This window comes from Pseudomonas fluorescens group sp., from assembly GCF_020093335.1.
Taxonomy (GTDB): Bacteria; Pseudomonadota; Gammaproteobacteria; order Pseudomonadales; family Pseudomonadaceae; genus Aquipseudomonas; species Aquipseudomonas petroselini.
Genome location: NZ_JAIOKW010000001.1, coordinates 513,595 through 539,917, shown reverse-complemented (window position 1 = coordinate 539,917; position 26,323 = coordinate 513,595). Strand labels below are relative to the sequence as shown.

The following is a 26,323-nucleotide window of genomic DNA, read 5'->3' as shown; positions in this document are numbered from 1 at the left end:
GGTGGGTGTGTCAGCCCACTTGCGCCTTGAGGAAGGCGTGCACGTTGTTTTGCTTGAAGTTGAGCTGCTCGTGCAGCTCGATCATTTCAAACGACAACGCCAGCAGCCGCTGGTCCTGCAGCGCGGCGAAGTGCTGGGTGATCACCGCGAAGAGTTGTTCGGCGACCTTCTGGCGGGTTGCCAGGTCGCGACCATGCCCGACCTTCAACGTCATGTGCACGAAGGCGTAGTCGTGCTTGCCATCGGCCATGCGCCAGGTGTCGAGGCGCACCCCACGGCTGCGGATGCCACCCAGGGGAAACACGCCGCTGTCGCCCAGGGTGGCGTGGACTGTTTCGAACAGGCCAGGCAGGTCGGCTTGCTGTTCGATGTTGTCGGTGTACTCAACGATAAAGTGGGGCATGAGGGGCTCCTTGAGGCCGCCCGGGGATACCGGGCGGCCATGCGCTCAAACAGGGAAAATGGCGTTGATCTGGCCGGTGCCCGAGCTGCCGAAGGGTTGCGTGATGATCTCGGCTGGCTTGTCGTAGTCCGGTCCGCCGAGCAACCCCAGGAGCATGGCGGTGTCATGCATCTTGCCTTCGCCGAAGCAATGCTCGGCGTAGTCCGGCAGCATGGCGCAGAACTCTTTCCAGCGGCCCTGGCGCCACAGTTCCACCACATGCAGGTCGACCTGCTTGTCGAATTCGCGGGTCCAGTTATGGATATTGGCTTCAGCATTGCGGTCGTCGGAGAAACGGTGCGACAGCGAACCCGAGGCCAGCACCACGACTTTGCGGTCGCTTTTCTCGATGGCCCGGCGCACAGCGGCGCCGAAGGTGAAGCTGTCTTGCAGGCGATGCCAGGCGCACCAGGCGGCCACCGACACCACGTTGAATCTTTGCTCGTCGGGTACGCCCATGTGCATGTAGCGCATCGGCACCAAGGTGCCGTATTCCAGCTCCAGGCTCGGGATATTGTGGGCCAGCGTGCGTACGTCGGCGGCGTTGGCTTCGGCCGCGATCAGCTCACCCAGTTCGGGGCAACCTGGGTACTCGTATTCCATGTTCTTGATGAAGTGCGGCAGTTCATTGCTGGTGTAGATGCCTTTGAAGTGCTCGCCGCTGTTGACGTGGTAGGCGCTGTTGACCAGCCAGTGCACGTCGAACACCACGGCGGTATCGGCCCCCAGCTCGCGGGCGCGACGGCCGATCTCTTTGTGACCGGCAATCGCCGCTTCACGGCAACCATGGTGTTTACCGGGAAGCTCCGACAAATACATCGAGGGTACGTGGCAGATTTTCGCCGCCAGGACGACTTCGCCCATGATGATTCTCCTGAAATTATTGTTGTTGTCTTAGGGGCTTCTGGTGTCGCTCAGACGCCCCAGCGTGGAATGTGATGGCTGCCCATCGAGATGCACACGTTTTTGATTTCGGCGAACACTTCGAAACTGTACTGGCCACCTTCACGACCCGTGCCTGAGCCTTTCACACCGCCGAACGGCTGGCGCAGATCGCGCACGTTCTGGCTGTTGATAAACACCATGCCCGCTTCGATGCCATAGGCCAGACGATGTGCCTTGCCGATGTCCTGGGTCCAGATATAGGACGCCAGGCCATACTCGGTGGCGTTGGCCAGTTGCAGGGCTTCGGCTTCATCCTTGAACGGAATCAGGCACACCACCGGGCCGAAGATTTCTTCCTGGGCAATACGCATGGTGTTGTTCACGTCAGCAAACACCGTTGGCTGGATAAACTGGCCTTTGCTCAAGTGCGCCGCCAGATTGGCCGGGCGCTCCAAGCCACCGGCGAGCAGGGTAGCGCCTTCTTCGAGACCAATCTTGATGTAACCTGTGACCTTGTCGTAATGGGCCTGGGTAATCATCGAGCCGACCTGGGTTTTCGGGTCTTGCGGGTCGCCGACGATCAGGCGTTTGGCGCGAGCGGCAAACTCGGCGACGAACTGTGGGTACACGCTTTCCTGGATGAAGATCCGGCTCCCGGCGGTGCAGCGTTCGCCGTTGAGCGAGAAGATGGTGAACAGCGCAGCGTCGAGGGCGCGTTCCAGGTCGGCGTCCTCGAAGATCAGCACTGGCGACTTGCCGCCCAGTTCCATGGAGTATTTTTTCAGGCCGGCGGTCTGCATGATTTTCTTGCCGGTGGCGGTGCCGCCGGTAAAGGAAATCGCGCGCACATCGGGGTGACGCACCAAGGCGTCACCGGCGGTCGCGCCGTAGCCCTGGATCACGTTCAACACGCCGTTGGGAATGCCGGCTTCGACGGCCAGCCGGCCCAGCTCGTTGGCGGTCAGCGGTGACAGCTCGGACATCTTCAGCACGGCGGTATTGCCCAGCGCCAGGCACGGTGCAGTCTTCCAGGTGGCGGTCATGAACGGCACGTTCCAGGGCGACACCAGCGCGCAGACACCCACCGGTTGGTAGAGCGTGTAGTTGAGCATCTGGTCATCGACCGGGTAGCTGTGACCGTCCATGCGCGTGCAGACTTCAGCGAAAAAATCGAAGTTGTGCGACGCCCGTGGAATCAACACGTTTTTGGTCTGGTGAATCGGCAGGCCGGTGTCGAGGGTTTCCAGCTCGGCCAGGTGCGGCACGTTCTGTTCGATCAGTTCACCGAGCTTGCGCATCAAGCGTGCACGTTCCTTGGCCGGTGTGCCTGCCCACTTGGGGAAGGCTTCCTTGGCGGCCGCCACGGCTTGCGCGACTTCCTCGGCACCGCCGCTGGCCACTTCACCGATGGCTTCACCGGTGGCCGGGTTGTAGTTGACGAACACGTCTTTGCTGTCGACCTCACGGCCGTTGATCCAATGTTTGATCATGCTGCTCAAGCCTCTTTACGGGCGTTGAAGAACGCCGTTTCGCTGACAATTCGGTTAACCAGGCGGCCCACGCCTTCGACTTCCACAATCACTTCATCACCAGGTACGACGTCGGCCAGGCCTTCGGGCGTGCCGGTGGCGATCATGTCGCCGGGCTGCAAGGTCATGAAGCTGGACAGGTATTCGATCAGGTAGGGAATGTCGAAAATCATGTCCTGGGTGCTGCCTTCCTGGCGCAGTTCACCGTTGATCCAGGTGCGCAGTGTCAGGTTGCCTGGGTCCGGTACATCGGCTACATCGACGATCCACGGGCCGACAGGTGTGGTGGCGTCGCGGTTTTTCACGCGCAGGTTGGGGCGGTAGTAATTTTCCAGGTAGTCGCGAATGGCGTAGTCGTTGCACACGGTGTAACCCGCCAAGTAATCCAGCGCGTCTTCGCGCTTGACGTTGCGCGCCGGCTTGCCGATGACGGCCACCAGCTCGCACTCGTAGTGCATGTAGGCGACGTTATCCGGGCGCCAGGTCTCTTGGTTGTGGCCGGTGTACGTCCCCACGGATTTGATGAAAGCCAGCGGTTCGGTCGGCGGCGTGAAGGCCAGTTCGGCGGCGTGGTCGGCGTAGTTCAGGCCCAGGGCGAACATGTTACCGGTGGCCGGCGGCAACCATTGCACCTGGTCTTCGGCCAGCAGGCGGCCGTCAGCCAGGCGCACGGCGTTTTCAGCTTCGACCTGTACCGAATGGACTTCACCTTCAAAGCGAATACGGGCGTGTTTCATGAGAGCTCCTCTGCCTTGATGTGATTGACCAGGCGGCCCAGGCCACTGATCTCGACCTCCACGGTATCGCCAGGTTGCACATCCACCCGGCCTTCGGGAGTGCCGGTGATCAGCACGTCGCCCGCGTGCAGGGTCATGAATTCGCTGATCTCGGCGATCAGCAATGGAATGCTGCGGACGAAGTTGGCCGTGGTGTTTTGCTGGCGGATCTCGCCGTTGACGTACAGCGTGATCGCCAGGCTGTGCAGGTCATCCAGCTGTGCGGTCGGCACCAGCTCCGGCCCGATGGCGCAGAACGCATCGCGGCATTTGGCTTTGACGGCGGGGCGGTAGTAGCTGTCTTCCGGCAGGCTGAACTCGTTGACGAGGGTAAAACCGGCCACGTAGTCGAGGGCGTCGGCTGCACTGACGCGGCTGGCGTCCTTGCCCATCACCACCGCCAATGCCGGCCCAGGCTGCAGGCGTTCGCCCTGGCCAGGGTGCACGACATCGCCACCGTTTTGGTTACGCGTGTTGGGCGTCTTGATGAACAGCACCGGTTTGACCGGCGGCTTCTGATACGGCGGCGCTTCGAATTCGGCGAGGTGCTGCTTGAGCAACCCCTGGTAGTTCAGCGCGACACCGAAAAGGGTGCCCGTCGCGACGTCATGCAAGGCGCGGCTCATGCATTCTCCTGGCAGGTCCATGGAGGCCCTGGATTTAGTTAATGTGTTAACCGTTATAATTAAGATGTTAACTATCGTCAAGCGTGACAGACTGTTTCTTCGGTGGTTGTGCCGACCGAATCGGTGCAGGATGAGAGCCGCTGCACGGCGGCAATCAGACTAAAAACGAGTAGCGTGCGATGAGCGACCGTCAACCCATTCCGAACATCAACATTGGCCAGGTCTACGACCAGCGCTACAGCGATGCCGAAGTGCATTACGACCAGTTGGCCAACCTGGCGGATTTTTTCGGCCGTAACATGCCGGTGCATCGGCACGACCGGTTTTTCCAGGTTCACTACGTGAAAAGCGGCACCGTGCGCGTGTACCTGGACGACCAGCAGTACGTCGAATCGGGGCCGATGTTCTTCCTCACGCCACCCACGGTCGCGCATTCCTTCGTGACCGAGCCGGACAGCGACGGGCATGTGCTGACGGTGCGTCAGCAATTGGTGTGGCAACTGATCGAAGCCGACGCCAGCCTGGCGCCGACGGGGGCGCAATTGCCCGCCGCGTGTGTGGTCCTGGCGCAGTTGGGGCCGCAATACGCAGGCGATATCCGCCGGTTGGACGTTCTGTTTGAGTCGCTGAGCGACGAGATGAAAGCCCAGCGGTCGGGGCGCAGTGCGGCCCTGGACAGCCTGACGCGGTTGATCATGATCAGCCTGTTGCGGCTGTGTTCCCATTCGCTGAAAGCCACGCCTGCCCGCCACGAGGACTTGAAAATCTTCCACCGTTTCAATGAGCTGATCGAAGCGCACTACCAGCAGCACTGGCCGTTGTCGCGTTACGCCCAAGGCATCGGGGTGACCGAGGCACGGCTTAATGACGTGTGCCGCCGCATCGCCGACCTGCCGTCCAAGCGCCTGATCCTCGAACGCCTGATGCAAGAGGCCAAGCGCCTGCTGCTGTTTACGGGCAGCTCGGCCAACGAAATCTGCTACCAGCTGGGGTTCAAGGACCCGGCCTATTTCAGCCGGTTTTTCCAGCGTTACGCGCAGCTCACGCCGGGGGAGTACCGCCAGCGCCAATCGGGGTTGCGTTGAGCCAAGCATGGCGGCTTCGCACCTTGGTCTGGTTGATCGTGTGCGGATCATCATGCGCAGCGCAGTGGCGCGACAGAATGGCTTTTACACAGAACCGCTTGTACTTTTCACCGTGCCCACGCCGCTTGCAGCCGCTGGCCGGCGACACTAAGCTGCCGGCTCGCCCATTCAAGTGGTGCCGTTTATGGCCAACCCAAGACCTTCGCTGACCCTGACCCTGCTGCAAGCCCGTGAGGCCGCAATGGCCTTCTTCCGTCCGGCCCTGAACAAGCATGAACTGACTGAACAACAGTGGCGGGTCATTCGGATCCTGCGCGAGCGGGGTGAACTCGAAAGCCATCAACTCGCTTTGCAGGCCTGCATCCTGAAGCCGAGCATGACCGGTGTGTTGACGCGCCTGGAGCGTGACGGCCTGGTGCGGCGGCAGAAGTCCAGCCAGGATCAGCGCCGGGTGTTCGTGGGCCTCACCGAGCGCGGCCAGCAATGCTTCGTCTCCATGAGCGCAGGCATGGAAAGCAACTACCAGAAAATCGAAGAACAGTTTGGCGCCGAGAAAATGGAGCAACTGTTGGCGTTGCTGAACGAGCTGAAAAATATCAAGCCTTGAATGCACGACATTTTAGTTAATAGGTGAACGTGTTTGTCCGGCGAGGGCATTGCGCTGGCCAATTTTTACTATCCAATTTCGGCACAAATACACGACCCGCCCCAGGTCCGGAATGGAACTTGCGTGCGATCTGACCTGTAAGCCTTGGAACTGAAAAAGGTTGGGTCGATGAACAATAATAATGTGCGGATGCCTGCGGCCTCGGTGGTGCTTCCACCGGCGTTACCCCTCCAGCGTTTTCTGACCAGCGACATCGATGAACACGCGCGCAATATGGGTGGCTGGCAGGTTCGGTACGATCAGTTATCGCCGGGCGCCTTTGAAGGTGAGCTGGTGGAGTTCCGTTCGGGCTGGATGCAACTGGTGCGCGACCGCTCTAATCAGGCCATGATCAAGAGTGGTGCAGCCTGGAAAGGCGCAATCACCTTCAGCCTTCCCTTGAGTGCCGACGGCCCGGTGTATTGCTCGGGTCACCCGATCCATGCGCCCAGCCTGTTGGTGGCCCACGGTGAAAACCTTCCCGAGCTGCACACGCCACAGCACTTGGATTTGCTCAGTGTGGCCATTGAAGAACACGCACTGGCACACGTCCTGGAGCGTCAGGGCAGTGAGTTTCGAATTACCGATCTTCCCAAGTGTTACCGCTTGGGTGATTCATCTGTGCAACGTGAACTCGCAGGGTTGTTCGATGCGCTGGCGGGTTGCGACCAGGGCCGTGATGCCGTGCTGGGGCATGACTCGATCCGGCGCGGCATACGGGATGCGGTGATGCTGCACGTGCTGGAGTTGATCGCGCCGGACCAGGCGCCACCCCTTAACCCGACGGCGCGCAAAAGGATGGTCGACCGGGCGCGCGAATATGCGCTGAGCCACCTCGACGAACCGCTGTCGATCCTCGACCTGTGCAACCACATCGGCGCCAGCCGGCGCAAACTTCAATACTGTTTCCAGGAAACCCTGGGCATCAACCCGGTGGCCTATCTGCGTGCGCTGCGCCTCAATGCGGTGCGCCGCGAACTGCGAACCCGCACCCAATCCCATGGCGTACAAGAAGTGGCGGCGCGTTGGGGGTTCTGGCATTTGAGTCGGTTCTCGAGCGATTACCGCACCATGTTTGGCGAAAGCCCATCACAGACCCTGCGTCGCACTCAACTCTGCTGAAAACGGATAACCGGCATACGCTGGTGCTTACTAGGATGGCCCACACCACTTGATGGGAGGGGCATTCGATGATTCATAACAATAATGCACGCGTCGCACGGACGACGCTGTTTACCCTGGCGCTGCTGGGTTGCTGCGCCAGCGTGCACGGCACCGAGAACGGTGCGCCGACGACCGCTGTCGGTGTGTACGATTTTGGCGCGGGCATGATGCCGCCAGCCACACCGTTCGGGACGCTGGGGCTGCGAACGGCGTTTTACTCCGCCAACGTGCAGAAGGACCGTCACGGCCGCTCAGTTGACAACCACTTCTCACTGGAAGTGTTGTCCATTGGCGTCGCCTACATGCGCATGACGGATTACACCGTGCTGGGCGCCCAATACGGGTTCGGCACGGTGGTACCGTTTTTCAAGATGGACGCCTCCGTCAAGGTGCCGACGCCGGTCGGGCCGCTGAATCTGGAGGCTGATCCGTTTCGCATGGCGGACGTGCAATTGCTGCCGTTGATCCTGCAGTGGAACCTGTCGCCGAATCTGTTCATCAACACGCAATTGCAGATCCAGGCGCCCACCGGTGACTACGACAAGAATCGGTTGATTTCGCCGGGGCTCAACCATTGGACGTTTTCGCCAATCGTCAACGCGACCTACATCACCGACGGCGGCTTTGAGGTTTCCTCAAGCGTTGAGGTCGACGTCAATACCCGCAACCCCGCGACCGACTACAAGAACGGTGTCGAGTACCGGCACGAGTTTGCCGTGGGTCAGCACGTGGGGCCGTGGACCTTGGGCCTGGGGGGTTACTACTACCGCCAGTTCACCGATGACGATGCGCCCGGGCTGCAATCGGGCAACCGTGCGCGGGTGCTGGCCATCGGGCCGGCAGTGAGTTACTTCAAGCCCGGTCTGCCTCCCGTGTGGCTGCATGCCTACAAGGAAACCGATGCCCGCAACCGTGCCGAGGGTTACACCGTGGCGCTGCGTATTTCGCAAAGTTTCTAGGGGGCTGCGCATGAACTCATCACATTCCGATTCCTTATCTCCACGGCAAGCCACCGGGCGTCGTGAAGGGCTGGTGCTGATGCTGGGCAGCAGCCTGACCATCATGGGCGCCGTCATGGTGGCGCCGATCCTGCCCAAGCTGGGGGCCGAGTTCGGCCCGCTGGAGCCCCGCGCCGACCTGCTGGTGCCCTTGGCGGTCACCGGGCCGGCCCTGGCGATTGCACTGTGCGCGCCCCTGGCCGGCTGGTTGGCCGACCGGGTCGGGCGCAAGGCCTTGCTGGTGATCGCCACGCTGTTGTATGCCGTGCTCGGGGCCATCCCGGCACTGCTGGATAACTTGCCGGCCATCGTCGGCGTACGCCTGTTGTTCGGCGCGGCGGAGGCGGCGGTGATGACCTGCTGCGCCACGCTGATTGCCGACTATTGGCACGGCGAAGAGCGGCTGCGGTACATCAATCGGCAGGTGGTGACTATCGGCCTGGTGGGCTCGTTGTTCTTCGTGGTGGGCGGGGCGTTGGGCGAGCACTCCTGGCGCCTGCCCTTCCTGTTGTACCTGCTGCCGCTGCTGTTGGTACCGGTGATGATCAAGGTGCTGTGGGAGCCTGCGGCCACCCGGCGGTTGGTCGAGACGCCTGAGCAGGGCAGGGTGGCGATGCTGCCCTTGGTGGTCGGTTACCTGCTGATCCTCAGCGGCATGGTCCTGAGTTTTGTCGTGCCGATCCAGGCGCCGATTCTGCTGGTGAGCCTTGGGGTGACGTCGAGCACGATGATCGGGCTGTCGGCGGGCCTGGCGCTGCTGGCGACCTTGGTCGGTTCGTTGGCCTGGCCGCTGCTGCGCCGCCGCGTCGGCATCGCTGGGTGCAATGCGCTGTTGCTGAGCCTGCTGGGCCTGGGGTTATGGCTGCTGATGCGGGGGCAAAGCTACAACGCGGTGCTGGTAGCGGTGCTGATTCACGGCGTGGGCGCGGGACTGCTGGTGCCCAATGCGATGGCGCCGGTGATGAATGCCCTTAACGCCAAAAACCGAGGGCGCGGCCTCGGCGGGTTCACCGCGTTTTTGTACTTCGGCCAATTTGTCAGCCCGCTGGTGGTGGCCGTGCTCAGCGTTTACTCGGGTGATCTGCGTCACGCCATCCAATGGCTGGCATTCGCCAGTTTTGCCTCGGCCCTGGCATGGGCGCTGGCAGGCCTGCAGGCACGGCGCAAAGCACTGACCCAGATACTCGGCTCAAGTCATTCGTAAGAGAGGAAATGAAGATGGACATCCAGAACCTGCTGGACAGTGAAGACGCCACCGGCCTGGCCGAGTGGATCAGGCGCGGTGACGTGCAACCGGGCGAGCTGTTGGAGGCGGTGATTGATCGCATTGAACTGGTCGAACCGCATCTCAACGCGGTCGCCGAGCGGCTGTACGAATCCGCCCGCGAAGCCGCCCTCGCATCGCGCCCCGGTCGCGGGGTGTTTGCCGGGGTGCCGACCTTGATCAAGGACCTGTTTTCACCGGTCAACGGCGCGGCGATGACCAATGGCTCGCACGCGCTGGGAGGCTTTCGCGCAGACTTTGACGCCGAACACGTGAGCCGTATCCGCCGGGCCGGTTGCGTGATTCTCGGCACCAGTACGTCACCCGAGTTCGGTACGTCGTACTCCACCGAGTCCAACCGCTTTGGCGCCACCCGCAACCCCTGGAATGTCGACCACAGTGCCGGTGGGTCCAGCGGCGGCGCGGCAGCCTTGGTGGCGGCACGCGTGGTGCCGTTTGCCCATGGCAACGATGGCGGCGGCTCCTTGCGTGTGCCAGCCTCCTGCTGTGGCGTGTTTGGTCTCAAGCCCAGCCGTGGGCTGTTGCCATCCGGGCCGATGGTCGGCGAAGGCTGGGCCGGGATGGGCACCCCCCATGCCATTACCCTGTCGGTACGCGACAGCGCTGTGCTGCTGGACGCCACCGCCGGGATCGACCTGGGTGCGCCGTACGCCGCGCCGCAGCAGGTGCAGCCTTATGTCACGGCACTGCAGCGTGACCCCCGGCCTCTGCGTATCGCGCTGGTTGAGCAACTCGAGCCTTGGCCGACCTCCCGCGAAAGTCTGGAAGCCGTGCGCCAGGCCGCCCGCTTGTGCCAATCCTTGGGGCACCCCGTTGAACCGGTCAGCTTACCCGTCGCGATGCCGGCGTTTCTCGACCAGGTCTTCACCATCATCGGTGCAAGTACTCGCCACTATCTCGACGTCCTGGGACAGATGCGCGGTTTCGCGGTACAGCCTGAGGAGCTTGAAGCCCGTACCCGCATCATTTTGCGCAGCAAAGGCGATGTCAGCGGTGCGCAGTACGCCGGGGCGGTGGAGGGGATTCATGCCTTGGGTCGGCAATTGGCGGTGTTCATGCAGGATTACGACCTGATCCTCACGCCGACCTTGGCGCGTGAGCCGGCACCGATCGGGGAGCTGGACCTGCAAGACGACCGCTTGAGCCTCGATGAGCTGATTGAGCGGTTTCACAGCTATTCGCCATTCACCGCACTGTTCAACGCCAGTGGGCAACCGGCAATGTCGGTGCCGCTGTACTGGAGCGCGGCAGGCCTGCCGATGGGGGCGCATTTTGCCGGTCGTTTTGGTGAGGAAAGCACCTTGTTTGCACTCGCCGCGCAGCTGGAGCGCGCCCAGCCCTGGCGCGGTCGGATACCACCGGTCAATGCCTGTCAGCGGTCAGCTTCGATGCGCCGGTGAAACGCTAAGTTTCGTTTCTGGCTGGCCAATCAGCGGCAGTTTGGTCAGCATGTTTTTTAGTGCCAACGCGTCCCACGGCAGGTGTTCGGCAATACCGATTCCGACCACATCGATGACGTTTGCCACATCCCCGAGGAGGCGAACAACCTGCGCCATGGTCATTTTTCCCTGAGCGATGCCGTCCCATGTGCTGGCAGGAACGTCAGGGTTGGCGAACAGTAATGAACGAAACAGCGTCGGGTCCAGCACGTCCAAGTCGAAGTGGATCGCCAGATGCTTCGCTCCTGTCGATTTCAGCCATTGCAAGACGGGCTCGCTGGAATACGCCAGTTCGCCAGCACTTGCACTCGACAGGCCCAGCCTGGCGATCATTGCGGTTTCAACGTCCATCGTTGCTTGCAGGCCTGCGTACATCACATTGGCGGGTTTGATTGGACGCTTCACGGCTTTCAGGAAATCAGGGTCTCCTTCGCCTAGCAGGTTGCCCAGCACCATCGCGTGGGCGTGCTGAAAGTCGTTCGGCGTCAGGATGTCCGGGTGAGCATCCACCCAGAGAATGGCCAGGTCTGCGTCATAACGCTCGTTCAGGTAGGCAAACGGCGCCAGGTCCACCAGGCAGTCGCCGCCCAGAACAACAAGGCGATCCGGTTGATGCTTGTCGATCAGCGCACGCGCAGCGTACAACTGGCGCAGCAACGCGCTTCGGCCGATGATCCCGCCTTCCGGCGTAAGTGTTGAGCCGTCAGGGAGATTCACAGGAACCTCTTCGACCGGGCCGAGGTGTTCAGGCGCCAGCCAGGACAGAAGCTGGGCGCCGAAGTGATAGGGCGGGTTGTTGCCACCTTGCCATTGTGGAAACAGCAAACGCAGGGTCTTGCCGTTGGCGTCGGACATGCAAAATTCTCCGGTTCAGGAATAGACGGAATCAGTTGGTTGCTACCGTATTCGCTTAGCGGATGAAGATATGCAGGGCTATAGTTGACGCTTTGTTGCACAGAGCGCGCATATGGACCGGTTGACTGCGGCAAAAGTCTTTCTTGAGACAGTCGCCAGGGGAAGCATTTCGGCGGCCGCCACGCACCTGGGGATGTCCAGGGCGATGGCCACGCGTTACATCGGGTTGATGGAGGAATGGGCCGAGATACGGCTGCTGCACAGGACCACACGCAAACTCAGCCTGACCGCCGCGGGCGAACAACTGCTGCCCCTTTGCAAGGAACTGGTGGCGCTATCGACCGACGTCAAGGTGCTGGGGTCGCAAGCCGAGAGTGCGCCCAAGGGCCTGCTCAGGGTCACTGCACCGTCGATTTTTGCCGAGTATTGCCTGACGGATCTGCTGATGGAGTTTCTCCAGCTGTACCCGGCTGTCGCCATCGACTTGCAGATTGCCGATGGCATGACCAATCTTGCGCAAGAGGGCATTGACCTGGCGATCAGGGTGACTGACAACCTTGATCCGGGGGTGATCGCGAAGAAGCTCGGCGAGGTGGATTCGTTCATCTGTGCCAGCCCGGCCTATCTCCAGCGCCATGGCGTACCGGGCGACGTGAGAGACTTGGCCGTCCACAATTGCCTGACCTACGCGTATTACGGACGCAGCCTTTGGCATTTCATCGTTGACGGTGAGAACGTCTCGGTGCCGGTCACTGGCAGCTTCAGCACTAACGAGGCGTCGATCATCGTGCGTGCTGCGCTGAGCGGAACAGGCGTGTCGATGCTCCCGCATTTCGCTGCCGGGCAGGCCATCAAGGAGGGGCGCCTGATTCGACTGTTTCCTGAATATCGCATCAAACCCATCGGCATCCATGCCGTTTACCTGTCACGCCAGCGTATGCCGAACGCCCTCAAGACGTTGCTGGACTTTCTCTCCACGCGTCTTCCCGGTTGAGGACAGCGGTCGTCATCGAGAGGCCAGTCAGCTCCGCTGGTCGAAGGTGATGCGTGCTTGTTCGATAGTCGCCTGATTGACCCGCGCCCACTCGGCAAGCAGCTCCAGGTGAGGTTTGAGCGAGTGGCCAAGGGCAGTCAGCTCGTAATCAACCCGGGGAAAGCCGTTCGCGTTCGTCGTCCTCAGTCAGGAGCAATTACGTGCCGGTCTGAACTAGGCCAGCCTGCCGGAGGGCGTCGTCAACGTGGTGATCAGTATCCAGGAAGACTTTGCGCAAGGCGTATTCGACGTCGTGACCGGTCACGTGGAGCAATTGTCCGGTCGGGCGCCCAAATCCCTCGATCAGGTTTTGACGGCGCTTTCAGGCAGCGCACAGAACCCGGTCCTATGAGTCGCCTCAGGAGTGATCTGTTCGGTAACCAAAACATGGACCTCGAGCATGAATGCTCGTCGTTCTAGTGTCGCGGCCTGTCATAATCTGCGCGTAATGCAGGCGCGCCTGTACCTTGGACCTTGCAGCAAATGCAGCAGTGATCCGCAGGCACCTGTCACACTCGGCCATCCGGCCTGATTTCACCCCCCTCAAGGAGTCCATGCCATTCATGGTGCTGTTCAATCGATTGGGCGCATTTTCTATCCAGGCGCGCAGGGCACTGGGACTGGTGTGGGAAACCTCACGGCCACTGTTCTTGGGGCTGTTGCTGGCGACGATCGTCGCCGGGCTGCTGCCCGCATTGGCCGCCTGGATAGGACAGCGCATTGTTGACGGCGTGGTCGACGCCATGCAGGTTCACGCGGCCGGCAGCCAGGCACCGGTGTGGCCAGTGATGCGCTACGTGTTGGCTGAGGCCGGCGTGCTGGCGTTGTTGGCGGCCGCGCAACGGGCGTTGTCGATGCAGCAGTCGCTGTTGCGGGTGAGGTTAGGCGTCAAGGTCAACCTGATGGTCCTGGAGAAAGCCCAGACCCTTTCGCTGCTGCAATTTGAAGACGCCGAGTTCTACGACAAACTGGTGCGTGTGCGCCAGGGTGCTTCGACGCGGCCGCTGAGCCTGGTGACTAAAGGACTGGGGTTGGTGCAGAACCTCATTTCGCTGGTCAGCTTTGCGGTGCTGCTGGTGCATTTCTCTCCCTGGGCCTTGTTGATCCTGGTGGTCGGCGCATTACCCGTGTTCTTCGCCGAGACGCATTTTTCGGGCAATGCGTTCCGCCTGTTTCACCGACGGGCACCGGAGACGCGTCAGCAGAACTACCTTGAGTCTTTGCTCTCCCACGAGGCCCATGCCAAGGAGGTCAAGCTGTTCGGCCTGGCACCGCTGTTCCTGCAGCGCTATCGCGACAACGCCCAGCGTTTGTATACGGAAGACCGCCAATTAACGGTGCGCCGTGACGCGTGGGGTTTTGCATTGGGCCTGCTGGGTACCGCAGCGTTTTACCTGGCCTACGCTTGGGTGGTACTCGACACCGTGCGTGGCCAGACGAGCCTGGGCCAGATGACCATGTACATCGTGCTCTTCAAGCAGGGGCAAAGCGCAATCACCGCCAGCCTCAGCGCTATTGCCGGGCTGTACGATGACAGCTTGTTCCTCTCGGACCTGTATGAATACCTTGAAACCCCCGTGATCACCCCGCGCGGCCGGCTCACCCAGGGCGTGCGCCCTGGCGATGGCCTGCGCTGCGAGCACGTGGGGTTTACCTACCCAGGCGCCGCCTCTGCAGCGCTGCGCAATATCAACCTGCACTTGGCACCCGGCAAAAGCCTGGCGCTGGTGGGTGAAAACGGCTCCGGCAAGACCAGCCTGATCAAACTGCTGACCCGTCTGTATACCCCGGATGAAGGCCGCATCCTGCTGGATGGCAGCGACCTGCAGGAGTGGGATGAACACACCCTGCGCCAGCGCATCGGGGTGATTTTCCAGGACTACATCCGCTATCAGATGACCGTGGGTGAAAACCTCGGCGTCGGCGACGTCGATGCCCTGCACGACCAGGCACGCTGGCGCAGTGCGGCCACTCAAGGGGTCGCGGCCGAATTTATCGAGCGCTTGAGCCAAACCTATTCAACCCAGCTGGGACGCTGGTTCGGCGGCCAGGAACTGTCCGGTGGGCAGTGGCAGAAAGTTGCCTTGTCGCGGGCCTACATGCGTCAGGACGCCGACTTGCTGATCCTCGATGAGCCGACCTCCGCGCTGGATGCCGGGGCTGAAGCGGCAGTGTTCGAGCACTTCCGTGAGCATGCCAAGGGCCGCATGACCTTGTTGATTTCCCACCGTTTTTCCAGCGTGCGCAGTGCGGATCACATTATCGTATTGGAACGCGGGCAGATTCTGGAGGAGGGCAGTCACAGCCAACTGATGGCTGCCAGTGGACGTTATGCCGACCTGTTTGACGTGCAGGCACGGGGCTATCGCTAGAAAACCCACCGTCGTGCAGCGGTATAGGGTCCGTACGGTTTATCTTTATGGCCCTCGGCGCACCCGACGGTCGGTCGGGCAGTTGAGATGTTTTTGCTGGGCGCCAGGCATCAGCGTGTGGCCGAACAGATCCTCAGTCAAAGGAATTAGTCGTTATCGTGCAGGTAAAGCTGGCTCGGCGGGTGGTGTTACATTTGCCACGACTGATCGTTTTATCCCTGTGTTTTCAAAAGTGATCCCGAATCGGTCAGACAGCTCCTTTCGCCCCTTGGATGTTAATGCCAGTGCCCGACTGTCAAGGTCTTGGATAACCCATTTGCGGTTTATGGCTGTCTGTAGGAGCGCTGCTCCGAGTGCTCCGGCAAGGTGAGGGCGGCGCATGCTCCAATCCAGGCATGAGCACGCGAACTGACGTCGTTGTGCTCTTACCTGTTCTATCTCGATACCGAGCCCGGTCATCGCTTTTTCGCCGTTCATCGTAAGCTGATACATGCCGTCCCCAGCGACCGACGCGGTTAACCAGCCTGACGCGATGAAATGGTCATGCAGTTGCACAGCGAGTGTTCCAGCCATGTGGTCATAACAGGTACGTGCGAACTGCAATCGGGTCGGGGTTGTGGACACATACCGTGGACCAGCGTTTTGGCCGATCACCATCAGGGCCTCAATAGCCTGGGCCACTTGCGCGTCCGCCAGGCTGTAATAGCGATGCCTGCCCTGCGTGTGCAGCCTTACCAACCCGTCCTCTTTTAGTCGTGCCAGATGCGCGCTCGCCGTGGATGCACCGACGTCGGCGATGGCGGCCATCTCGGTACTGGTACGGGCGTGGCCGTCCATCAACGAACACAGCATTTTCGTCCTCGCAGGCTCGGCAATGGCGCCGGCTACCCGAGAAATCGCGGTGTCATTGCCTTGAGCGTCCATATTTCGTTCCTGAGCGAATCGTTGGCATGAGGGGTGTTCGATAGTAGCCTTTCTTTGTGAACAGGACTTGCGCAATGACACCTTTTGAAGCCGCTACCCATGCTGATCCCTACGGTTATTACTCAAACCTCAGGCGAAAAAATGGCTTGTTATTCGATGCTGAGCTGGGTTTATGGATTGCGAGCAGTGCCAACGCCGTCGAAGCCATTTTGGGGCATCCCGACTGTCGGGTGCGCCCGCTAAGCGAGCCGATTCCTCCTGCCATTGCGCGTGGCGCCGCAGGAGTGATTTTTGGTCGTTTGATGCGCATGAACGAGGGCCCGCAGCATCTGTGCCCCAGGATGGCTATCGAGCCTGCCTTGGCTTCTGTCGGGAAAGAAAGCCTCTCAGAGATCGTGTCACGCGTGGTCGAGACCCTCGATGACCCCGTTGAAGACCTGGATGAGTTGATGTTCACGTTACCGGTTTCCGTCATCGCAGCCTTGATAGGCCTCCCATCCGGGCGGCTACACGAAGTCGCGAAGCTGACACGGGATTTTGTCGCCTGCCTGTCGCCGTTAAGCGACGAAATTCAACTCGGCGAAGCTCATTTCGGGGCCACTCGGTTAAATCAATTATTCAGCGCGCTATTGAGTGACCAGGAGGACAGCAGCCGCTTCATGAGTCATATCCGGAGCGCCTGCGCAGCCAACGCCTGGAGCGAGCATGATGCATTGATTGCCAACCTGATCGGCTTGTTGTCACAGACTTGCGAAGCCACCGCAGGCCTGATCGGCAATACCCTCGTAGCGCTCCATCGTTACCCTGATCTGACTGAAGGCATGCAACCTGAGCCGATGCTCGTTGCAGACTTGGTGGCAGAGGTAGCGCGCTACGACTCCCCGGTGCAAAACACCCGGCGATTCGTTGCAAAGCGATGCATTATCGGGGATAGCGTCCTGGAGGCGGGTGATACCGTTCTAGTGTTACTCGCTTCAGCCAACAGGGATCCCTACGCAAACCCACACCCCGATAGCCTCTTGCTAAAACGGACGCAACGACGAACCTTCAGCTTCGGCTCAGGACGACATGAATGTCCAGGTCAGCAACTGGCATTGACTATCGCCGCTGAGGCGATTTTGGCATGGTTGCATCGACAGCCAACCTCATCGGTTCGTCCTTGCCAGTGGGGGTATTTGCGCTCCCTTAATGGTCGCATCCCTCAGTTCAATCGTGATCGGGACATTCACCGTTATTTATGAAGCCTGAACCAGGACCTATCCAAACCGATAACAGTTCTTACCGGCGGATTTTGCTTCATACATCGCTATATCCGCCCTGGATAAAACCTGATCAACACTCTCCGGTCCTGCAGCCGCGCTCTCGGTAATGCCGATGCTGACACCGAGACCGTCATAGTCAGCATGTGTATCGGTGTAATCGCCAAGGGTCTTGATAATGCGCTCGGCAACGAGTGCGGCGGATGCCTTATCGGTACCCGGCATTAACACAATGAATTCGTCCCCGCCTATGCGTGCCACTACGTCACTCTTGCGCACCACCTCGGTGATCATGGCAGAGAAGGACACGAGTACGCCGTCGCCGGTCGCATGCCCGTTCGCGTCATTGATTTTTTTGAACCCGTCCAAGTCCAGGTAAAGGACGAAAAAACCCGCATCCTCCTTGGCGTTCGAACTGAGCGAGGCGGTCAACATATTCAGGATGCCTAAGCGGTTCAGTACGCCCGTCAGTTTGTCGTGGGTGGCTGAATGTGTGCTCTGTGCTTCTGCAATGTAGGCTTTCGTAAGGTTGGCATTGAGGTTGTTCAGCAGTACCCACAAGCCGGTGAGGTACATCGGGGCCTGTAGGATCAATACCCGTAACATCGGTTCCGGTTGAAACAGCGTGGCCAGTTTCAGCGGTATATCCGTGAGCAGGATCTGGGTGAAGGCGTATCGGGGGATGCCTTGATTCCGCATGGCAATAGCGCCGTTCATGCTGACCGCCGACGTACAGGCCAGCACTTGCAGCACAGGGTCCATGCTGATGACGCACGCCGCCGTACCCACGCCGATTTCGGCAGCCCAAATCAAACCGAAGAGCAGCGACAGGTCCGCCGCGTAGGGTAATTTGGACGCTTCACGGGTTAAAAACCGTTGCAGTAAAAACCAGCGGATGATCCAGATCACAATGTCGGCTACCCACCAACAGATGAAAAACACGGTGGGATGGAGTATCACGGCGACACTGCAGACTAGCAGCGTGTTCAGCCCCGCTGCCGCCAGCGCCGCTCGAGAGGAGAGGGGGCCTTTGAGTAGCTTTAAACGAATGTCCCGGTCGAGTTTTTCATTGTCTTGCACAAACCAACGGATAAACGATGTCCTGGGAAACGAGTGATGATTAGGCATAGTGTTATTCCGCCAAAAAGCGATAACCAGTAGTGGCCTTTTAGCACTATTTTGCCATCCTCGGGTAAACGGTTTTGCCTGGGGTCCCTTGAGTTGTGTTCGCGCGTGGCGCTAGCGGAAATTATCGACGTAGCCCCTTCAGCGATTTCAATGCTGACGTGTCCATTTTTGCTCCAAGTAGTGAATGCAGAATCCTTCATCACGGACCAGGTCCCGGTGCAGCGAGATGTTGGTCTTGATGCCGTCGACCACGATTTCGTGCATGGCGTGCTCAACGAGCGCACGCCATGCCCGTCACTGATGTCTCAAGCTGCTGCCCTGTTGGCTCGGCAACCAAATCTAACGCAGCATCGGGTCAGACTTAGTCTCTGAAGCAGCGTTGCTGAGCAGCCAAATCAGCGCAGGGGATTGCTTGACGTGTTCAGCCATGGCTTTCATTGCAACCTTGAAAGGCGGAATAGTAGACACCACGACATCGTAATTCTCGTCAGGCTGTAAACGAACGCCAATGATGACACTTTTGTCTTCTTGTTCGCGGGCGTAAGCAATAAAGCCATTCTCCAACGGATGCACATATTCTCCAGTCCGTACGCCGGGATAGTTTGGAGACTTGTGGAAATCACTTCGTAGTGCAATGACTTTGGTCACCGTCTTGAAGGCCGGGCTGAAGTTGTCGGTAAGGTAGTCGTAGCTCATGGCAAATAGCACGCTAACGATAAGTGCCCCTGCTCCATGGAACATGATCATACCGCGCGATTGCTTGAATTTAGCTTGAAAACCGAGGAGTGCGGCCAAGTGGGTCATATGTTGCCAGGCTGCTTCGAATAGCAGGCTGATCATCGCGATGACTGTGATCAGCACTGCTGTCAGGCCAAGGAGTACTGCCACCACCAGCAGCCATGATGGAAGGTAGAACAGCAACGCGAGAAAACCGACTGTCAGATCAAAGCTCTGAGGGGGCAGCCCTAACGTCTCGGCAACCGCGAAACGCGCGCACGCTGTTGACATCAGCAGTGCAAGCAGATGCATGATGATGATGGGTGTTTTGGCGAATGGCTTATCCCATGCGGTATGGAGCCAGCGGGCGAAAGGGATGCACCAGGCAATGAATCCACAGATGATCAATGCAGCCGCGGCCGTCGTCCCGATGGTGAGCGCGGATCTGCCCGTGTATAGGGAAGCTGCGACTGTGATGAGGTACGTAACTACCGAGGCGAGGTAGAACCGTTGTGATACGGAATACTGCAGGAATTTGGCGAGCAGTTTTGCTTTCAACGCTATCATTTTAGTCCTTGAACTTCTTTTCCGTGCTTCTAAAATCCAGGCGGATAGCAATGCTTTGCCGCCGTGATGTACGTCTTGTCTTGCCAATTGAGGTGGGTGCCCCCGCGGTGGGCCATCAAACCACCACGAGTTCAGCTTATTTATGTGGGGACGGCAGGCGAATCAATCGGCTTGGCAGACAATTCGCCACATCCCGCGTACGCCGTCTTCTACCCAAGTGCCTTCCAGTACATTCGAGCCTTCGAAGCGGTGCAGCGTTGCTCTGCCTTCGAAGCCTTCGGCGTGCAGTTCGTAATGCCCCGGGCTTTTTTCCTGGCCTCGGTACTGCCAGGTTTGGCCCGCGTCGTCATAGGCGACGGTGATAAACTCGCTGTTGATCGTAACCTTGCACGGTTCATCAAACGAGGCGGCACTGCTGGGGCGGAAGGTGTCTATTTTGGCGTACATGTGGGTGTCCTTGTAATATATCCGGAACGGACCAGGGCAGCAGCCAAGTGCTGTTTGGGGTGGTTGACCGGATGCCGACTGCCTGGCACTGCTCCAGAATCGGCAGAACGTAGGTGATGTTGGTACGGCCCGGCTTGTCTTCTGCTCTGTAACGAGCCGCCTGGTAAAGCGGGCCGGCTTTTTCGTACTACTTCCTTCGTTGCTGAACGGACGCTAGCGTTAACGTGAAGCGATTTATGGAATTTTGATACCCAACGCATTCAGCGATGGCGTATCCATCCGGCCATTCACGGTCAGCCCACTGTCCATCTGAAAGGCCATCAACGCACCACGTGTCGCCTTGCCCATCACCCCATCAATGGTGCCTTGGTAATATTGGCGCACCATCAGCGCAGTCTGCACACGGATGACCAGGTTGCTTTTCTGCTCATTCGTCGCACGGCTCTTTGAGGTGCTCGAACGTGTCCCGCTGGTAGTGCCGTACGACTGATAAAGGCTGCTGCTTGGGGTGCTGCTTGAAGCACTCGGCGCGCTGTAGCTGCGGGTACTGGTAGCGGGTGGGCTGTAGTAGCGCGGTGCGCTATAGCCACCCGAGCCGCTGTAGTGAGAGCTGTGCGAGCTGTGGGACCGGTGTGAACTGTGCGAGCGATGTGCCGCATAGATGTTGACGGTGTCCGGCGCATTGAGCGTATCGGCAAATACCGGGGGCTGCAGCTTGTCGTTGGGTTGCCAGTTCGCATCGGCGAGCGGCAGATGGCCCGCCTGTGCAAGGGGGGTACCTGCCATTGGCAGCAGGCTGATCCCACTGATCAGGACTTTCCAGCGGTCGAGCAATTTCACTGTGCACTCCTTGCATAGGCGCTGAAGGCCTCGGTCGATAGTCGTTGTACACCGCGGCTTTGCCAGCGGTCGGTGTGGGATTTGAAGAAGCCAGAGCAATGTTTGACGGCAGCGCATTGCTGGCAGGTATCGATGAACAGATTCTTCCAGTCCGAGATGCTCTGGCGGGCGAAACGCGAGAGGTGAGCCGGGATCAAGCACAGGGGCAAGTTGTAGATCGAAACCGGCACCCCGCGGTTGAACAGGAAATACACGGCCTGGCTCAACGACTCCTGATAGTCCAGCGGGTCAATCCACAGTTCTTCGTAGTTTTTCCTGGCCAGGCCGGTACTTTCGATACCCATCAGCGCAACATGCCGCACGAAGGGCAGGTTCCTGAACACGTAGTGGGCGAGCTCTGGCAAGCGTGGCGTGGTCAGGCGATTGAGCACCACGCGTATCTCGATGATCTGGTTGGCGCGCGCCAGGTTATAAATACCTTGCAGGGTTTCGCTGAACGCGCCTGGAGCCTGCACCACATGGTCATGGTCTTCGGCATTGTCGGCATACAGCGGGATGCCCCAACTCAACTGAGGGTGGCCGATGGCAGAGAGCGCTGCGATCCAGCTTGGATCTTGGAACAGACGCCCGTTGCTGAGCACATGAATGGATTTGTGCGGCAAAACGGCTTTGCACTTGGCTAGGATTTCTACCAGGCCGTCGCGATAAAGCGTTGGTTCTCCGCCGCTGACTCCCAGGTTTTCCTCGCCTGGGTCCATCAGGTCGATCAGCCGTAGGTTCTCCTCGATGTGCCAGCGATCATCGATATCTTTGGGCGGCTGCGAGCACATTAGGCAGAGGCTGTTGCAACGATCGGTCATGAACAGCAGGTTGCTGTCTGAGCCTCGTCGATAGAGCACCCGCACCAACGCGTTGCCTGGTGTGATGGCAATGACATCGCCGGGCTGCACGACGTCCGCATCTTTGGAAGTGTGCAGGTGTGGCCGCGCGCTTTCGAAGTCGCCGATCAATGGCTCAGGGATCAGGAATCCACCCACTGGTAATGAGAGCAGATGCGGGCTTCGCAGCCGGTCTTCGTTTGGCAGCCAAAGCAGCAGGTCACCGAACTCAGCGCTTCCGGCACAAACAGCCAGGCCTTGTTCGATGAACTCATCGAGAGTGATGACCTTGAGCAGTTTCGGCTCATTAAAGTGATGGATTTCGAAGTGGGTATCTTTGCGCAGCATCGCCATCAGCCCCTGTAACCCGGAAATCGAACATCGTTGTAAGAGCGCCTGTTCAACCAAGACAGCAGCACCCTCTGCACGTTGTCGTCGCCATCGCAAAGCAGGCCGAAAAGATGCTTCAGCAGCCCCATGTTCTTCTTGCAGAAGCTGCTGAACACTCGGTGTCCGATCGGGTCAGCTTGGCGGGCATAGTGTTCGACGGGGTCAGCACCACAGTACGGGACAAGTGCGCAGTCGGAGCAGCCCGGCAGCGCCTCTGCTACACCACTGGCGAGCAACGCATTCATAACGGGCGATGTGAGTAAATCAGATAAGGGTTGGTGTACGGTGCCGAGCCTCAAGCCGTCTTCACCCATCTCCAACAACATTCGGGCTTCGTCCGATGGATAGACGTAACCGTCATAGTTGTAAACCAGCGCCGCAGTGCCTGCGCCAGCAGGGGAGCGGAGGTCTACATAGCCGGAGGAGAAGGGTGTCAGGATATTCTTCAGCAACAGGCTCGTATAACTCTCTGAGAGGTATACGCCCTGTTGGTTGATATGCAGCAAATAGGCCAGTGCCTTCTTGTAGAAGGCCAGGTATCGCTCAATAGGGTAATCAAGTCGATGGGCACTCTTGGTGGCAAACCCATAAGGGCTCAGAGGCCGAAGCGAGATGCTGGAGAAACCCTGGCTTACATACTCATCGATGATCGCTTCAGGCTGTTCGAGGCTTCTTGAAGTCAGCGTGGTCAGCGCGGAAACTGCATCATGGCCAAGGCGCTCACGGACCCACTGGATGCCTTTTACAGTGCGTTCGTAAGAGTCTCGTGACGGGGTAGGGCGGTTGGCATTGTGCAAGGGCGCCGGCCCATCGAGCGAGGTCGAAAACTGGATGCGATGTTGTTCTGCGAAGTCGAGTATTTCCTCCGTCAGGTGGTGCAGCGTGGTGGTGATGACAAATTGTATTTCCCGTTGTTCCACCACGTTCCGTTCAACGACCCATTCGACAATCTGGCGGACACGCTCGAAGGCCAGAAGCGGCTCGCCACCCTGAAACTCCACCGTCAGGGCGGGAGCGTTCGATTCGAACAGACGATCGACCGCTGCCTGTGCATCCGCTTCCGACAGGTCGTGGTTGGAACCTCCCAGAGGGGCTCGCGACACCTGGCAGTACTGGCAGGTGTGGTTGCAGCGCAATGTCACCACGAACAAGTGCAGTGCAGGGCCCTGGAAGAGGAAGTCCTTGCGGCTGCGATACTGCGCGGCCATTTCCGGGAACGGGTCGTGGCGGCCTGGTTCGTAGATGAAGTGGCGGGCCAGCAGGTCCTTGTAAAAAGGCGTACTTGCTTGAACGTCGAAGTAACTGAGGGCTCGTAATTGCGCGTTGTTCACGTGCATGTACTCACCGGTATCGGAGGTGAGCAGGATGTCACGGTCATTTCCCATGCTCATGCGCATGAATCGAAAAGGCAGCAAGCGGTAGTGCTTGGCGTCTGTCGCAATCAGTGTCACTGGGAAATCCCACATCCAGCGAGCGCGGCTCGGGCCAGGACTTCGCGCAACCCTGCTGTTTCGCGGTGGATATGGTCGCGTAGGGCGAAGTCGTTCAGATGCTCAAGGATCAGCGAGTGAGCCTGCTCCGGGGAAAGCGTTAGCCTTGATTCAGCGGGGTGGGCCGTGAGGCTTATCTGATTGGCTTCAATACCGACCTGGATCGTGACAGTGTCGGCCAGGGAATAAGCGGCGCGTTGCACCACGCTGAGCGGGTAGGCTGCGCTGTCGAGTTTCAGCGTGACTGGCCATGTCATCGGAACCGATCCTTCAAATCCGTTGGGAACGTGTGGATTTTGCCGGTTGACGAGGCATTATGCCATCATAATTTTTTACATTTGCACGCATTTTTCCAGCGTGATGGTGCTGCTCTCACTGCGACTCAGCCGTTGATAAGGGGTAGGTCCGAGGATTCAATCGCCCTCAGTTCACCCACCGCCACAGCGACTCACCCAGCATCCCAACCCTCGTTTTTGCATCTGCCGCTGGTGCTTCTCCAGCTTCAGCACATTGCACCCGTTATACGACCACTACGCCTTAATCAGCAATCAGCGATGGCTGTTCGCATTGGGAAACTCGGCGGCCTTGAGCGTTCTACGCGCCGGGTTGATTCAGGGAGGAAGAGAATTACGTATAGGGAATGGGGCTGCTCCGTTTTATCGGTTAAGTAACTGATGCAAAAAGACATAAGTTATCGCTGCCTGATCATCAGGATTTCAACGCTGAAACAAATTCATACATTTAATTGACGCCACTAAATCGCCACCATAAGATCGCCGCCAAATAGTGGCACAAGGCTATCTAGAGGGATCTAAAAATGTGGCGTTCGGTACGTCGGACCAGGCTCTCGCTGCTGTCTGTTTTTTTATGCCTGGGCTTAGCCGCTACGGCCCAAGGCGCGACCCCGCAGGACACGCCAGGCGTTACCGACCTGATCCGTGACCGCCAGGATCGCCTGCTCGAAGAGCAACAGCGCCGCCTCGAAGAGCTCAAGGAGCTGCCCGGCAAAGCCGCCGCCCCAGCCAAGCCGACAGCGCCCGCCGACACTCGCTGTTTCGCCATCAAGACCATCGAACTCAGCGGCGCCGACGCGCTGTCCGAAGGCGAGCGCGCCAGCCTAATCAAGCCCTACATCGGCCAATGTCTTGGCGTGCCGCAGCTCAATGATCTGCTCAAGGTCATCACCGACCACTATCTGGCCAAGGGCCTGGTCACCAGTCGCGCCTACCTGCCGCAACAAAACCTCGGCAGCGGCAACCTCAAAGTGCAGGTGGTGGAAGGCCGCTTGGAAGGCATGAAGGGCGCGGAGGGCAGCGGGATCACTGACCGCCAGCTCGCCATGAGCTTCCCAGGCAAACCAGGCGACCTGCTGAACCTGCGCGAAATCGAGCAGATGGTCGACCAACTGAACCGCTTGCCCTCCAACCAGGCGCAGATGGAATTGGCACCGGGCAAAGCAGTCGGCGGCAGCGAAGTGCTGGTCAAGAACACCCCGCAAAAACCCTGGCGCGTCGGCCTTTCCCGTCACAACGGCGGCCAGCGCAGCACCGGCGAACAGCAGTGGGGCGCCAGCCTGGATTGGGACAACCCGCTGGGCCTGGCGGACCAATTGTCGCTACGAGGCGGCCACGATGCGATCAGCGACCACCAGAAAACCTCGCGCAACTCGATGCTCAATTACAACCTGCCGTTCGGCTGGTGGAACCTCAACTACACCTACAGCGAGAGCGACTACCGCTCGCTGGCCCAGGCCAGCGGCTTTAACTTCAAGCAATCGGGCGACAGCCAAAACCACCAACTGCGCCTGGAGCGGGTCATCCACCGCGACGCCCTGAGCAAAACCTCCCTCAGCACCGGCGTGGCCTACCTGCGCACCAACAACTTCATCGAAGACAGCAAACTCGCCCTGAGCAGCAACCGCCTCAGCGAAGCCCAATTCGGCATCAACCATGGCCGACGTATTGGCGGTTCGTTCCTCAACATCGACCTGGGCATGCAGGACGGCATCGGCGCGTTCGACGCCCAGGCCAATCACAACCCACGCCCTGGCCAGGCCGATGCGCGCTACCGCAAATACACCGCGACCCTGAGCTACCTGTACCCGTTCAAGTTGTGGGGCGAGTCGTTCAGTTTCAGCAGCCTGATGACCGGCCAACGTAGCGAAGACGTGCTGTTCAGCCCGCAGCGCATGAGCCTGGGCGGGCAGTCGTCGATACGCGGCTACAAGGACCAGAGTCTGAGCGGCGACAGCGGCGGCTATTGGCGCAATGACCTGCGCTGGAGCCGTCCGGTGACCTGGGCCTGGATGCAGCCAGTCTTCAGCGAATACGGCACCAGCCTCGGCTACGACCAGGGCGTGATCAGCCATGGCCGCTACAACGCCGAACAGCACGGGCGCATGACCAGCAACTCCGTGGACCTGTTCGCGCGCGGCCAGAACGTCGCGGCCACGGTGACCTTTGCACACTCTTTGGAACGCCCGGGGCCGATCACTGAACGTGAAGCGCCGATCTATTTCCGCCTGGATTTCTTCCTTTAAATTTTTACC

Annotated in this window: 25 protein-coding genes and 1 pseudogene; 10 read left to right on the top strand and 16 right to left on the bottom strand. The window is 59.5% G+C overall.

The window, feature by feature from the left end; all coding sequences use genetic code 11:
• Positions 1-10 precede the first annotated feature (10 nt).
• The 5 genes from K7431_RS02370 to K7431_RS02350 are packed head-to-tail and all read right to left on the bottom strand — an operon-like array spanning position 11 to position 4,258.
• On the bottom strand, positions 11-403 hold the full coding sequence (locus K7431_RS02370; protein WP_012724435.1) for a 5-carboxymethyl-2-hydroxymuconate Delta-isomerase: 393 nt from the start codon (positions 401-403) through the stop codon (positions 11-13).
• A gap of 45 nt (positions 404-448) precedes the next feature.
• The gene (gene hpaD / locus K7431_RS02365; RefSeq protein WP_012724434.1) at positions 449-1,306 is read right to left on the bottom strand and encodes a 3,4-dihydroxyphenylacetate 2,3-dioxygenase; all 858 of its coding nucleotides are present in this window, start codon (positions 1,304-1,306) and stop codon (positions 449-451) included.
• Between the two features lie 50 nt (positions 1,307-1,356).
• Entirely contained in the window at positions 1,357-2,817 is a 1,461-nt protein-coding gene (gene hpaE / locus K7431_RS02360) for a 5-carboxymethyl-2-hydroxymuconate semialdehyde dehydrogenase (protein ID WP_012724433.1), read from the bottom strand.
• Positions 2,818-2,822: 5 nt separating this feature from the next.
• Positions 2,823-3,593 (bottom strand): fumarylacetoacetate hydrolase family protein, encoded by a 771-nt coding sequence (locus K7431_RS02355; protein ID WP_012724432.1) that lies wholly within the window; start codon positions 3,591-3,593, stop codon positions 2,823-2,825.
• On the bottom strand, positions 3,590-4,258 hold the full coding sequence (locus K7431_RS02350; protein WP_012724431.1) for a fumarylacetoacetate hydrolase family protein: 669 nt from the start codon (positions 4,256-4,258) through the stop codon (positions 3,590-3,592). Before K7431_RS02350 ends, K7431_RS02355 begins: the two co-directional genes overlap by 4 nt.
• A 179-nt stretch (positions 4,259-4,437) precedes the next feature.
• On the opposite strand from K7431_RS02350, the gene hpaA reads away from it, so the two are divergent.
• The 6 genes from hpaA to K7431_RS02320 all read left to right on the top strand — a co-directional run bounded on the left by hpaA (position 4,438) and on the right by K7431_RS02320 (position 10,836).
• The gene (gene hpaA, locus K7431_RS02345; protein WP_012724430.1) at positions 4,438-5,343 is read left to right on the top strand and encodes a 4-hydroxyphenylacetate catabolism regulatory protein HpaA; all 906 of its coding nucleotides are present in this window, start codon (positions 4,438-4,440) and stop codon (positions 5,341-5,343) included.
• 184 nt (positions 5,344-5,527) lie between these two features.
• Positions 5,528-5,950, top strand: coding sequence for a homoprotocatechuate degradation operon regulator HpaR (gene hpaR / locus K7431_RS02340; protein ID WP_043205390.1), 423 nt, complete (start codon positions 5,528-5,530; stop codon positions 5,948-5,950).
• A gap of 168 nt (positions 5,951-6,118) precedes the next feature.
• The gene (locus tag K7431_RS02335) at positions 6,119-7,111 is read left to right on the top strand and encodes a helix-turn-helix domain-containing protein (protein WP_012724428.1); all 993 of its coding nucleotides are present in this window, start codon (positions 6,119-6,121) and stop codon (positions 7,109-7,111) included.
• Positions 7,112-7,179: 68 nt separating this feature from the next.
• Positions 7,180-8,112: a SphA family protein gene (locus K7431_RS02330; RefSeq protein ID WP_012724427.1), complete on the top strand. Its 933-nt coding sequence runs from the start codon at positions 7,180-7,182 to the stop codon at positions 8,110-8,112.
• A gap of 10 nt (positions 8,113-8,122) precedes the next feature.
• Positions 8,123-9,355 carry an MFS transporter gene (locus K7431_RS02325; RefSeq protein ID WP_012724426.1) on the top strand — a complete coding sequence of 411 codons (1,233 nt, stop codon included), beginning with the start codon at positions 8,123-8,125 and terminating at the stop codon, positions 9,353-9,355.
• A gap of 14 nt (positions 9,356-9,369) precedes the next feature.
• Positions 9,370-10,836 carry an amidase gene (locus tag K7431_RS02320; RefSeq protein ID WP_043206263.1) on the top strand — a complete coding sequence of 489 codons (1,467 nt, stop codon included), beginning with the start codon at positions 9,370-9,372 and terminating at the stop codon, positions 10,834-10,836.
• Here the strand turns inward: K7431_RS02320 and K7431_RS02315 are convergent.
• Entirely contained in the window at positions 10,816-11,730 is a 915-nt protein-coding gene (locus K7431_RS02315) for an arginase family protein (RefSeq protein WP_012724424.1), read from the bottom strand. The two genes, K7431_RS02320 and K7431_RS02315, sit on opposite strands and share 21 nt — an antisense overlap.
• 112 nt (positions 11,731-11,842) lie before the next feature.
• Here K7431_RS02315 and K7431_RS02310 point away from each other — a divergent pair, with 112 nt between their 5' ends.
• Positions 11,843-12,724 carry a LysR family transcriptional regulator gene (locus tag K7431_RS02310; RefSeq protein ID WP_012724423.1) on the top strand — a complete coding sequence of 294 codons (882 nt, stop codon included), beginning with the start codon at positions 11,843-11,845 and terminating at the stop codon, positions 12,722-12,724.
• A 27-nt stretch (positions 12,725-12,751) separates the two neighbouring features.
• Here K7431_RS02310 and K7431_RS02305 read toward each other — a convergent pair whose 3' ends face one another.
• Positions 12,752-12,910 (bottom strand): winged helix-turn-helix transcriptional regulator, encoded by a 159-nt coding sequence (locus tag K7431_RS02305; RefSeq protein ID WP_148270955.1) that lies wholly within the window; start codon positions 12,908-12,910, stop codon positions 12,752-12,754.
• A 416-nt stretch (positions 12,911-13,326) separates the two neighbouring features.
• Here K7431_RS02305 and K7431_RS02300 point away from each other — a divergent pair, with 416 nt between their 5' ends.
• Positions 13,327-15,135 (top strand): ABC transporter ATP-binding protein, encoded by a 1,809-nt coding sequence (locus tag K7431_RS02300; protein WP_043205387.1) that lies wholly within the window; start codon positions 13,327-13,329, stop codon positions 15,133-15,135.
• A 153-nt stretch (positions 15,136-15,288) separates the two neighbouring features.
• On the opposite strand, the gene K7431_RS02295 is transcribed toward K7431_RS02300, so the two are convergent.
• Entirely contained in the window at positions 15,289-16,059 is a 771-nt protein-coding gene (locus tag K7431_RS02295; protein ID WP_012724420.1) for an ArsR/SmtB family transcription factor, read from the bottom strand.
• A 74-nt stretch (positions 16,060-16,133) separates the two neighbouring features.
• Here K7431_RS02295 and K7431_RS02290 point away from each other — a divergent pair, with 74 nt between their 5' ends.
• On the top strand, positions 16,134-17,300 hold the full coding sequence (locus tag K7431_RS02290) for a cytochrome P450 (protein WP_012724419.1): 1,167 nt from the start codon (positions 16,134-16,136) through the stop codon (positions 17,298-17,300).
• Positions 17,301-17,315: 15 nt separating this feature from the next.
• On the opposite strand, the gene K7431_RS02285 is transcribed toward K7431_RS02290, so the two are convergent.
• The 8 genes and pseudogenes from K7431_RS02285 to hxsD form a co-directional block, all read right to left on the bottom strand.
• Entirely contained in the window at positions 17,316-18,446 is a 1,131-nt protein-coding gene (locus tag K7431_RS02285; RefSeq protein WP_012724418.1) for a GGDEF domain-containing protein, read from the bottom strand.
• Between the two features lie 147 nt (positions 18,447-18,593).
• Positions 18,594-18,713: pseudogene (locus K7431_RS31030) on the bottom strand (hypothetical protein); the annotation flags it as partial.
• Between the two features lie 72 nt (positions 18,714-18,785).
• On the bottom strand, positions 18,786-19,730 hold the full coding sequence (locus tag K7431_RS02280; RefSeq protein WP_012724417.1) for a hypothetical protein: 945 nt from the start codon (positions 19,728-19,730) through the stop codon (positions 18,786-18,788).
• 162 nt (positions 19,731-19,892) lie between these two features.
• Positions 19,893-20,177, bottom strand: a complete 285-nt coding sequence (locus tag K7431_RS02275) for a hypothetical protein (protein ID WP_012724416.1) — start codon at positions 20,175-20,177, stop codon at positions 19,893-19,895.
• A 234-nt stretch (positions 20,178-20,411) separates the two neighbouring features.
• Positions 20,412-21,017 carry a His-Xaa-Ser repeat protein HxsA gene (gene hxsA, locus K7431_RS02270; protein ID WP_012724415.1) on the bottom strand — a complete coding sequence of 202 codons (606 nt, stop codon included), beginning with the start codon at positions 21,015-21,017 and terminating at the stop codon, positions 20,412-20,414.
• Positions 21,014-22,249, bottom strand: coding sequence for a His-Xaa-Ser system radical SAM maturase HxsC (gene hxsC / locus K7431_RS02265; protein WP_012724414.1), 1,236 nt, complete (start codon positions 22,247-22,249; stop codon positions 21,014-21,016). The genes hxsA and hxsC overlap by 4 nt, the downstream gene beginning before the upstream one ends.
• Positions 22,249-23,736, bottom strand: coding sequence for a His-Xaa-Ser system radical SAM maturase HxsB (gene hxsB, locus K7431_RS02260; protein WP_043205385.1), 1,488 nt, complete (start codon positions 23,734-23,736; stop codon positions 22,249-22,251). The genes hxsC and hxsB overlap by 1 nt, the downstream gene beginning before the upstream one ends.
• On the bottom strand, positions 23,733-24,032 hold the full coding sequence (gene hxsD / locus K7431_RS02255) for a His-Xaa-Ser system protein HxsD (RefSeq protein ID WP_012724412.1): 300 nt from the start codon (positions 24,030-24,032) through the stop codon (positions 23,733-23,735). Before hxsD ends, hxsB begins: the two co-directional genes overlap by 4 nt.
• Before the next feature lie 560 nt (positions 24,033-24,592).
• Here hxsD and K7431_RS02250 point away from each other — a divergent pair.
• Positions 24,593-26,314, top strand: coding sequence for a ShlB/FhaC/HecB family hemolysin secretion/activation protein (locus K7431_RS02250; RefSeq protein WP_012724411.1), 1,722 nt, complete (start codon positions 24,593-24,595; stop codon positions 26,312-26,314).
• The last annotated feature ends 9 nt before the right edge of the window (positions 26,315-26,323 follow it).

Excerpts from the sequence above, each read along its gene's own strand:
- K7431_RS02370 (WP_012724435.1), bottom strand. The coding sequence starts at position 403 with ATGCCCCACTTTATCGTTGAGTACACCGACAACATCGAACAGCAAGCC.
- hpaD (WP_012724434.1), bottom strand. The coding sequence starts at position 1,306 with ATGGGCGAAGTCGTCCTGGCGGCGAAAATCTGCCACGTACCCTCGATG.
- hpaE (WP_012724433.1), bottom strand. The coding sequence starts at position 2,817 with ATGATCAAACATTGGATCAACGGCCGTGAGGTCGACAGCAAAGACGTG.
- K7431_RS02355 (WP_012724432.1), bottom strand. The coding sequence starts at position 3,593 with ATGAAACACGCCCGTATTCGCTTTGAAGGTGAAGTCCATTCGGTACAG.
- K7431_RS02350 (WP_012724431.1), bottom strand. The coding sequence starts at position 4,258 with ATGAGCCGCGCCTTGCATGACGTCGCGACGGGCACCCTTTTCGGTGTC.
- hpaA (WP_012724430.1), top strand. The coding sequence starts at position 4,438 with ATGAGCGACCGTCAACCCATTCCGAACATCAACATTGGCCAGGTCTAC.
- hpaR (WP_043205390.1), top strand. The coding sequence starts at position 5,528 with ATGGCCAACCCAAGACCTTCGCTGACCCTGACCCTGCTGCAAGCCCGT.
- K7431_RS02335 (WP_012724428.1), top strand. The coding sequence starts at position 6,119 with ATGAACAATAATAATGTGCGGATGCCTGCGGCCTCGGTGGTGCTTCCA.
- K7431_RS02330 (WP_012724427.1), top strand. The coding sequence starts at position 7,180 with ATGATTCATAACAATAATGCACGCGTCGCACGGACGACGCTGTTTACC.
- K7431_RS02325 (WP_012724426.1), top strand. The coding sequence starts at position 8,123 with ATGAACTCATCACATTCCGATTCCTTATCTCCACGGCAAGCCACCGGG.
- K7431_RS02320 (WP_043206263.1), top strand. The coding sequence starts at position 9,370 with ATGGACATCCAGAACCTGCTGGACAGTGAAGACGCCACCGGCCTGGCC.
- K7431_RS02315 (WP_012724424.1), bottom strand. The coding sequence starts at position 11,730 with ATGTCCGACGCCAACGGCAAGACCCTGCGTTTGCTGTTTCCACAATGG.
- K7431_RS02310 (WP_012724423.1), top strand. The coding sequence starts at position 11,843 with ATGGACCGGTTGACTGCGGCAAAAGTCTTTCTTGAGACAGTCGCCAGG.
- K7431_RS02300 (WP_043205387.1), top strand. The coding sequence starts at position 13,327 with ATGGTGCTGTTCAATCGATTGGGCGCATTTTCTATCCAGGCGCGCAGG.
- K7431_RS02295 (WP_012724420.1), bottom strand. The coding sequence starts at position 16,059 with ATGGACGCTCAAGGCAATGACACCGCGATTTCTCGGGTAGCCGGCGCC.
- K7431_RS02290 (WP_012724419.1), top strand. The coding sequence starts at position 16,134 with ATGACACCTTTTGAAGCCGCTACCCATGCTGATCCCTACGGTTATTAC.
- K7431_RS02285 (WP_012724418.1), bottom strand. The coding sequence starts at position 18,446 with ATGCCTAATCATCACTCGTTTCCCAGGACATCGTTTATCCGTTGGTTT.
- K7431_RS02280 (WP_012724417.1), bottom strand. The coding sequence starts at position 19,730 with ATGATAGCGTTGAAAGCAAAACTGCTCGCCAAATTCCTGCAGTATTCC.
- K7431_RS02275 (WP_012724416.1), bottom strand. The coding sequence starts at position 20,177 with ATGTACGCCAAAATAGACACCTTCCGCCCCAGCAGTGCCGCCTCGTTT.
- hxsC (WP_012724414.1), bottom strand. The coding sequence starts at position 22,249 with ATGGCGATGCTGCGCAAAGATACCCACTTCGAAATCCATCACTTTAAT.
- hxsD (WP_012724412.1), bottom strand. The coding sequence starts at position 24,032 with ATGACATGGCCAGTCACGCTGAAACTCGACAGCGCAGCCTACCCGCTC.
- K7431_RS02250 (WP_012724411.1), top strand. The coding sequence starts at position 24,593 with ATGTGGCGTTCGGTACGTCGGACCAGGCTCTCGCTGCTGTCTGTTTTT.